At 60.2% G+C, this 6,968-nt stretch carries 8 protein-coding genes; 1 reads left to right on the top strand and 7 read right to left on the bottom strand.

The annotated features are described in order from the left end of the window. Window positions 1-250: 250 nt before the first annotated feature. From rpsG to B3F77_RS15980, 7 genes are all read right to left on the bottom strand, one after another. Window positions 251-724: a 30S ribosomal protein S7 gene (gene rpsG, locus B3F77_RS16010; protein ID WP_011799634.1), complete on the bottom strand. Its 474-nt coding sequence runs from the start codon at window positions 722-724 to the stop codon at window positions 251-253. A 208-nt stretch (window positions 725-932) separates the two neighbouring features. Further along, window positions 933-1,310 (bottom strand): 30S ribosomal protein S12, encoded by a 378-nt coding sequence (gene rpsL, locus B3F77_RS16005; RefSeq protein ID WP_293605909.1) that lies wholly within the window; start codon window positions 1,308-1,310, stop codon window positions 933-935. 215 nt (window positions 1,311-1,525) lie between these two features. Then, on the bottom strand, window positions 1,526-2,743 hold the full coding sequence (locus tag B3F77_RS16000; protein WP_293605908.1) for a D-alanyl-D-alanine carboxypeptidase family protein: 1,218 nt from the start codon (window positions 2,741-2,743) through the stop codon (window positions 1,526-1,528). 72 nt (window positions 2,744-2,815) lie between these two features. Further along, window positions 2,816-3,466, bottom strand: coding sequence for an alpha/beta hydrolase (locus B3F77_RS15995; protein WP_293605907.1), 651 nt, complete (start codon window positions 3,464-3,466; stop codon window positions 2,816-2,818). Window positions 3,467-3,592: 126 nt separating this feature from the next. Beyond that, window positions 3,593-3,985 (bottom strand): (2Fe-2S) ferredoxin domain-containing protein, encoded by a 393-nt coding sequence (locus B3F77_RS15990; RefSeq protein WP_293605906.1) that lies wholly within the window; start codon window positions 3,983-3,985, stop codon window positions 3,593-3,595. Between the two features lie 9 nt (window positions 3,986-3,994). Beyond that, a complete protein-coding gene (locus tag B3F77_RS15985) occupies window positions 3,995-5,140 on the bottom strand; it encodes a VanZ family protein (protein WP_293605905.1) in 1,146 nt (381 codons plus the stop codon). A gap of 26 nt (window positions 5,141-5,166) precedes the next feature. Then, a complete protein-coding gene (locus B3F77_RS15980) occupies window positions 5,167-5,598 on the bottom strand; it encodes a CopD family protein (RefSeq protein ID WP_293605910.1) in 432 nt (143 codons plus the stop codon). A 319-nt stretch (window positions 5,599-5,917) separates the two neighbouring features. Here B3F77_RS15980 and hemB point away from each other — a divergent pair, with 319 nt between their 5' ends. Then, window positions 5,918-6,934, top strand: coding sequence for a porphobilinogen synthase (gene hemB / locus B3F77_RS15975; protein WP_293605904.1), 1,017 nt, complete (start codon window positions 5,918-5,920; stop codon window positions 6,932-6,934). Window positions 6,935-6,968: the final 34 nt, after the last annotated feature.

The following is a 6,968-nucleotide window of genomic DNA, read 5'->3' as shown; positions in this document are numbered from 1 at the left end:
GCGGAAATACCGATGTTGCGGTAGTTTTGAATGGGGGTAGCGCGGGACATAAATTACTTTCAGTTCGAGGTTACGAACATAGACTCGTTGCCAAGACAACTTTCATGCTTGTTTTGCGCGTCTGCCGGCCGGGCCGTTGTGCGCCTAGCCGGCAGAATTGGGATTGAACCAGCGGATCTCAAGGTGGTTGGCACCCTGAGATCGCTCGGCAACCCGTCAAATCAGCGCTGCAAACACTGCCATCGAAAAATTAGAAGCGGAAGTGGCTGAAGGCCTTGTTGGCCTCTGCCATGCGGTGAACTTCGTCACGCTTTTTCATGGCGCCGCCACGGCCTTCAGTGGCCTCCATTAGCTCATTGGCCAGACGCAGGGACATGGATTTTTCGCCGCGCTTTTTGGCGGCTTCCTTGAGCCAGCGCATGGCCAGGGCCATACGGCGGACAGGGCGCACCTCAACCGGCACCTGGTAATTGGCACCACCGACACGGCGGGATTTCACCTCAACCATGGGCTTGATGTTGCCGATGGCCATGTGGAAAGCCTCAAGCGGGTCTTTGCCGGGGTTCTTTTTCTCAATTTGCTCCAGAGCGCCGTAAATGATGCGCTCCGCGACGGCTTTCTTGCCGCCTTGCATGATCACGTTCATGAATTTGGCGAGATCGACATCACCAAATTTTGGATCAGGAAGAATTTCACGTTTAGGGACTTCGCGACGACGTGGCATTTTTTCACCTCTTTGCTTCAGTTGGCACCGCTTATGAAGCAGCACCGCGAGAGTTATCACAACCCTCACTTACTCGACCGGCGCAACCATTTGCACTTGGGTCACTTCGCTTAAAACACCTGCCAGGATGAGTCAAGCACCTGTTTTTTGAAGGAGTCACAACAACTTCTTCTGGCGCGAACCGCAGAGTCCGAGCCGGTTAAGCCAATTAGGCCTTTTTCGGGCGCTTGGCACCGTACTTGGAACGCGACTGCTTGCGATCTTTCACGCCTTGCAAATCGAGCGCACCACGAACGATGTGGTAACGCACACCCGGCAAGTCCTTGACACGACCGCCACGAACCAGCACCACGCTGTGTTCCTGCAGGTTGTGGCCTTCGCCGCCGATGTAGGAAATGATTTCAAATCCGTTGGTCAAGCGCACTTTGGCGACTTTACGCAGAGCGGAGTTTGGCTTTTTAGGCGTTGTGGTGTACACACGGGTGCATACACCGCGACGCTGCGGAGAATTTTCCATCGCAGGGCTTTTCGACTTGATCTTTTCGACCTCGCGCCCCTGACGGACTAACTGATTGATGGTTGGCATTGGAAAAACGTCCCTAAACGTCTGAAAAACAATAAAAACTTCTCCGCACCAAAAGCGGAAAAGCCTTCTAGTATAAGTCGGATAATAAAAAGACTCAAGCGGAACACGGCACCACGGTTAACCGCAGCTTGCACAAGTGAATAAAATAGCCTCGGCGGCCTCGTCCCTCAGCAAGCGTCACGGCAGCCTTGCACCTGCCATGACGCTGGCGTCGGCTACTTGATCCAGAGCCTGATGGAATCCCAGGCGCGGCCGAGAATGCCGGCCTCTTCCACGGCTTCCAGCGCCACCAGCGGCACTTCTGCCACGGGCGTGGGGTTCTCACCCAGCATGACCTTGAGCGTTCCCAGCGACTGGCCCTTCACAAAGGGCGCGACCAGCGGGTCAGGCCGTGCGACCTGGGTTTTGACTTTGGGCGCGCTGCCGGCGGCCACCGCCACCACAATGGCTTCGGGCCGGCCCAGCTTCACGGTAGAGGCCTTGCCTTTCCACACGGAAGGCGCGACGACCGCCTGACCCGCATCAAACAGTTTCACGGCTTCAAACGCGGTGTAGCCCCAGTTCAGCAGTTTTTGCGATTCGCTGGCACGGGCGCTGTCGCTGGAGGTTCCCAACACAATGGCCAGCAGGCGCCGACTGCCGGGCGCGCCACCGACACCCAGGTTCGGGAAGTCGCGCTTGGCGGTGGCAATCAGGCAATAGCCGGCGGCCTCGGTGTGGCCGGTTTTGAGGCCGTCGACGGTAGGGTCGCGGAACAGCAGCGTGTTGCGGTTGGTGTCGTTGGCCGCAGGCGTGCCGGGGTAGCGGTACTTCTTCATCGCTGAATAGCCGATGTAGTCTGGGAAATCGTGCATCAGGCGGGTGGCCAGAATGCTCAGGTCGCGCGCGGTCGTGGTGTGACCCGTTTCAGTCAGACCTTCCGGATTTTTGTAGCTTGTTGATTTCATGCCCAGCGCCTTGGCCTGCTCATTCATGAGCTGCACAAAGTGCTCGGCCGTGCCGCCCACACCCTCGGCCAGCGCCATGGTGGCGTCGTTGCCCGACTGCACGACCATGCCCTTGATGAGATCTTCAACCGGCACCTGCATCTTCGGGTCAATGAACATACGGGAACCCGGCATTTTCCAGGCGCGCTCGCTGACGCCGAGGGTTTGCTTGAGGCTGATTTTTTTGGATTTGAGGGCGTCGAACACCAGGTATTCAGTCATCAACTTGGTCAGCGAGGCTGGCTCGACGGGGGAATCAATGTCTTTGGCGGCCAGTATCTGGTTGGCCGTGACATCCAGCAGCAAATAGGAACGGGCAGCAATCTCGGGTGCTTGCGGGGTTTGGGCCTGCGCTGCGGGCAGCAAGGCGGAGAAAGCCAGCAGCGCGGTGGCGGCGAAGCCATGCAGGCTGCATAAACCGCGAGGAATCTTGAGGGAACATTGCATGTCGGGTAAGTCCGTGACTAGAAGTGGATGACGAAAGAAAGGACGGATAAAAAGGTCAGCAGGGACCAAAAATCAGAGGGTGGGCGATGAAAGGTGGCGCACCACCAGATTTTTCAGCAGAGTCAATTGTCCATGAAAGAAATGACCGAGCCCCGGGACAACCGTAACAGGAAGTGCTTGCGGCCGCGCCCAGTCCATCACGGCCGACAGCAGCACTGTGTCGTCCTGCTCGCCATGCAGCACCAGGGTTTTGAGGTGCGCGGCCTTGTCAATCGGGGCCGCGGGAGCGCGGCTGACGCTGGTGCCGACCAACACCAGTTTTTCGATGTTGCGGGTCGGATTCAGGCGCTCAAAGGCGTGCGTGGTGACAAAAGCCCCAAACGAAAAGCCGGCCAGCGCCAACGCGCTTTCACTTTCGCGCTCACCTGGCGGCGCCACATGCTGCACCACCGCCAGGAAATCATCCAGCTCGCCCCGGCCCTCATCGTGGCTGCCGGCACTGCCGCCCACGCCCCGAAAGTTAAAGCGCACGGCTGTCCAGCCGCACTGCACGAAGGCGCGCGCCAGCGTTTGCACCACCTTGTTGTCCATGGTGCCGCCAAACAGCGGGTGCGGATGGGCAATGACGGCCACGCCGCGGGAGGCGCCGACCGGTGCATCCCGCGCGATTTCAAGCGCACCTGCCGGGCCCTGGATGCTTGATTTTTGGGTTTGGGAGTTCACAGGGACACTTTCCACTCAAATGAATTGCTATATAAACAGGAGCTGCTTATTCCCGTGTTTATTGGGCTAGAGGCAAAAATCATGCTTTTTTTCAGGAAATCAGCCGCCGGTCTGGGGCGACAGGGCCTATCGCCCCAGATGCGCCGGTATCAGCAAGCGCTTTACCACCTGGCCGTTTTTGAGGTGTGACTCGACAATCTCGTCAATGTCGCTCGCGTCCACATAGGTGTACCAGACGCCTTCGGGGTAGACCACGGCCACCGGGCCCGCTGCGCAGCGGTCCAGGCAGCCGGCTTTGTTGACCCGCACCTTGGCCGGCCCGGCCAGCCCGGCGGCCTTGACCTGCGATTTGCATCGGTCAAATGCTTCCTGCGCGCGGTGGTCGGCGCAGCAGGCCTCGCCATGACTGCGCTGGTTCAGGCAAAAGAAAATATGACGTTTGTAATAGGCGTCCGTTGCGGGGGTAACCTGGGCGGCCGATTCATTGGGGACGGCGTCTTGGGAAATGGATGAGGTCATGGCTTGATTTTACGTTTCAGCTGCCTGCGCGCGCTCGCGGCCAGACAGCCGTAGCAAGACATGCAGCATTGCCGCATAGGGCCAGAGCCAGCCCAGCCACTGCACCACACCGTAAAAACGGATGAAACGGCCCTGCTCCCAGATTTGCAGCGTCTGCGCAAAATAGGGGTCGGCGGGCGCCTGGTTGAGCAGCCCCAGGTGAATGGCCAATGCCAGCAGCGTCAGTGCCGCCGCGCCGCGGCGTGGTACCGCCAGCAACAGCATGGCGAGCACGGCGGTCAGCCCCAGACCCACCTGCACCGGCACATCCAGCCAGGCCCAAGCATGCTGGGGCCCGTAGCTGAGCGCCGCCGACAAGGCCGACGCAGCAATGCCAACCGCCAGCACGGCCACCGAGAACGCCGCACGTTTCCAGCGTGTGCGGATCACGCAATAGCCCAGCAGGCAGGGAATAAGCGCTCCCAGGGCCACGCAGAGGAGTTCGGCCATGGGCACCAGCGGCTGCAGTTCCATGTCACGCACGGGCATCCACTCCAGGAACGGGGTGTCGGCCAAGGCCTCGGCCAGCGCGGACTCCAGCCGCTCGAACACCTGGCCCAAGCCCATGGGCACCGAGGCGGGAAACAGCAGTGCCAGCGGCCAGAGCAGCAGCAACACCAGCGCACCCCGTGCATCCTGGGAAAACCAGCGTACCCTGAAGCGGCTCCAGCGATCGACCACGCCGACTTTCTCAAGCGCCCAGGCACAGCAAGCGCCCAGCCAGGCGCCAAGCGTGTTGAGCGCCAGATCCACATTGGAAGGGACGCGCGACGGCAGGTAGCTTTGCAGCGTTTCCATCGAGAGCGACAGCAGCCCGCTGCTGACCACCGCCACACTGATGGCCCAGAACGCGCGCTGGCTACGCAGCGCCGACAGCGCCAGCAAAAAACCCAGCGGCGCATAGCCCAGCAGGTTGATGCCCACATCAAAACCGGTCCAGTACTTTGGCAGCGGCGCCGTCAGAAACCGCAGTGGCGAGATGCCTTGGTTGCGCCAGTCAGCAAAGGGGTACAGGCTGGCGTATACAACCAGGCAGATGGCCGCCAGTGCCAGTGGCCAGGCCGTCGTGCGATGCGCACCGGGCGCCGTTCGGGAAGGAGAGGGTCGCCGGTCCATGACGCTTGCGCTGAAACGGCGGCTGGTTAGGAAAAGGGCTTGACCACCACCAGAACAACCACGATGAGCATCAAAATGACCGGTACCTCATTGAACCAGCGAAACCACACATGGCGGCGCGTGTTGCGGTTCTGCTCAAACTTGGTCAGCATACGGCTGCAGGCGTGGTGATAGCCAATGACCAGCACCACAATGGCCAGTTTGGCGTGCATCCAGCCATTGCCCGGTCCCCAGCCAATCCCATAGCCTGCCCAAAGCCACACGCCCAGCCCCAGCGCGGGAACCGCAATGAGGGTGGTAAACCGCAGCAGCTTGCGGGCCATCAGGAGCAGTCGCTCGCGCTCGGCCACGCTTTCCGGCGGCACCATGGCCAGATTCACAAAAATGCGCGGCAGGTAAAAAAGCCCCGCAAACCAACTGGCAACAAAAACAATATGAAGTGATTTGACCCAGAGCATCAGCATCGGCCTAGTGTAACCCGCGCGCTTTGGACGAAAAAACGCCCGGGTGACGCGAAGGTCAGCCGGGCGGACAAGCCTTTTTGCTGTCACACGCAAAGGCCCCGCTCAGGGAGGAAAAGCGGGATGCAGTTACCAAATTGGTGACTACACTTTTAAATTCTAACCACGCCGGGCAAGCCTTGGCAATACTTTTCCAGGGAAACCAGGAAATTTCAATGTAAAGCCGGACAGGCCATGGAGCACAAAGGGTATAGGGCAGAGAGCATAGGTCAAATAATTCATGCCAAGCAGCTAAAGCTTTGGCACAATTTGCGCCATGACATTACACGCCTCCAACTTCGCACCCTTTCCGATGGGCCGCCCCCGCCGCCTGCGCCGTGACAGCTTCACACGCAACCTGGTCCGTGAGCACACACTTACCGCCCACGACCTGATTTACCCTGTATTTGTAACCGACGGCCACCAGCAACGCGTGGCCATCGCCTCCATGCCTGGCGTGGAGCGGCTCAGCCTGGACTTGCTGCTGCCGGTGGCCGAAGAGTGCGTGAAGCTGGGCATCCCGGTGATGGCGCTGTTTCCGGTGATCGACGCTTCGCTCAAAACCCCTGACGGCCAGGAAGCGCTGAACCCCGAGGGCCTGGTGCCGCGCGTGGTGCGCGAGCTCAAGAAACACTTTCCCGAACTGGGTGTGATGACCGACGTGGCACTGGACCCGTTCACCAGCCACGGCCAGGACGGCCTGCCGGACAGCAATGGCTACATCATGAATGACGAAACCATCGAAGTGCTGGTCGGACAGGCGCTCACGCAAGCCGAGGCCGGTGTCGATATCGTCGCGCCCAGCGACATGATGGACGGCCGGATAGGCGCCATCCGCCAGGCGCTGGAAAGCCAGAATCTCATCCACACCCGCATCATGGCCTACAGCGCCAAGTACGCGAGCGCGTTTTACGGCCCGTTCCGCGACGCCGTGGGGTCGGCCAGCAACCTGGGCAAGGCCGACAAAAAGGTCTACCAGATGGACCCCGGCAACAGTGACGAGGCACTGCGCGAAGTCGCCATGGACATTGCCGAAGGCGCGGACATGGTGATGGTCAAGCCTGGCATGCCGTATCTGGACGTGGTGCGCCGCGTGAAGGACGAGTTCAAGGTGCCCACGTTTGCCTACCAGGTCAGCGGCGAGTACGCCATGCTCAAGGCCGCCGCCCAAAACGGCTGGCTCGACCACGATGCGGTCATGATGGAAAGCCTGCTGGCCTTCAAACGTGCCGGCGCCGACGGCGTGCTGACCTACTTTGCAATAGACGCCGCCAGAAAGCTGCAGCAGGCCTGAACCGGCCCGCCCGCAGCGCCGGGCTTACTATAAA

This window comes from Polaromonas sp. UBA4122 (assembly GCA_002381615.1).
Taxonomy (GTDB): domain Bacteria; phylum Pseudomonadota; class Gammaproteobacteria; order Burkholderiales; family Burkholderiaceae_C; genus Polaromonas.
Note: the sequence above shows the minus strand (reverse complement) of the source record. Positions and strands in the feature narration are given on the sequence as shown.

Coding starts and splice junctions, on each gene's coding strand:
- rpsG (WP_011799634.1), bottom strand. CDS start 724: ATGCCACGTCGTCGCGAAGTCCCTAAACGTGAAATTCTTCCTGATCCA.
- rpsL (WP_293605909.1), bottom strand. CDS start 1,310: ATGCCAACCATCAATCAGTTAGTCCGTCAGGGGCGCGAGGTCGAAAAG.
- B3F77_RS16000 (WP_293605908.1), bottom strand. CDS start 2,743: ATGCAATGTTCCCTCAAGATTCCTCGCGGTTTATGCAGCCTGCATGGC.
- B3F77_RS15990 (WP_293605906.1), bottom strand. CDS start 3,985: ATGACCTCATCCATTTCCCAAGACGCCGTCCCCAATGAATCGGCCGCC.
- B3F77_RS15985 (WP_293605905.1), bottom strand. CDS start 5,140: ATGGACCGGCGACCCTCTCCTTCCCGAACGGCGCCCGGTGCGCATCGC.
- B3F77_RS15980 (WP_293605910.1), bottom strand. CDS start 5,598: ATGCTCTGGGTCAAATCACTTCATATTGTTTTTGTTGCCAGTTGGTTT.
- hemB (WP_293605904.1), top strand. CDS start 5,918: ATGACATTACACGCCTCCAACTTCGCACCCTTTCCGATGGGCCGCCCC.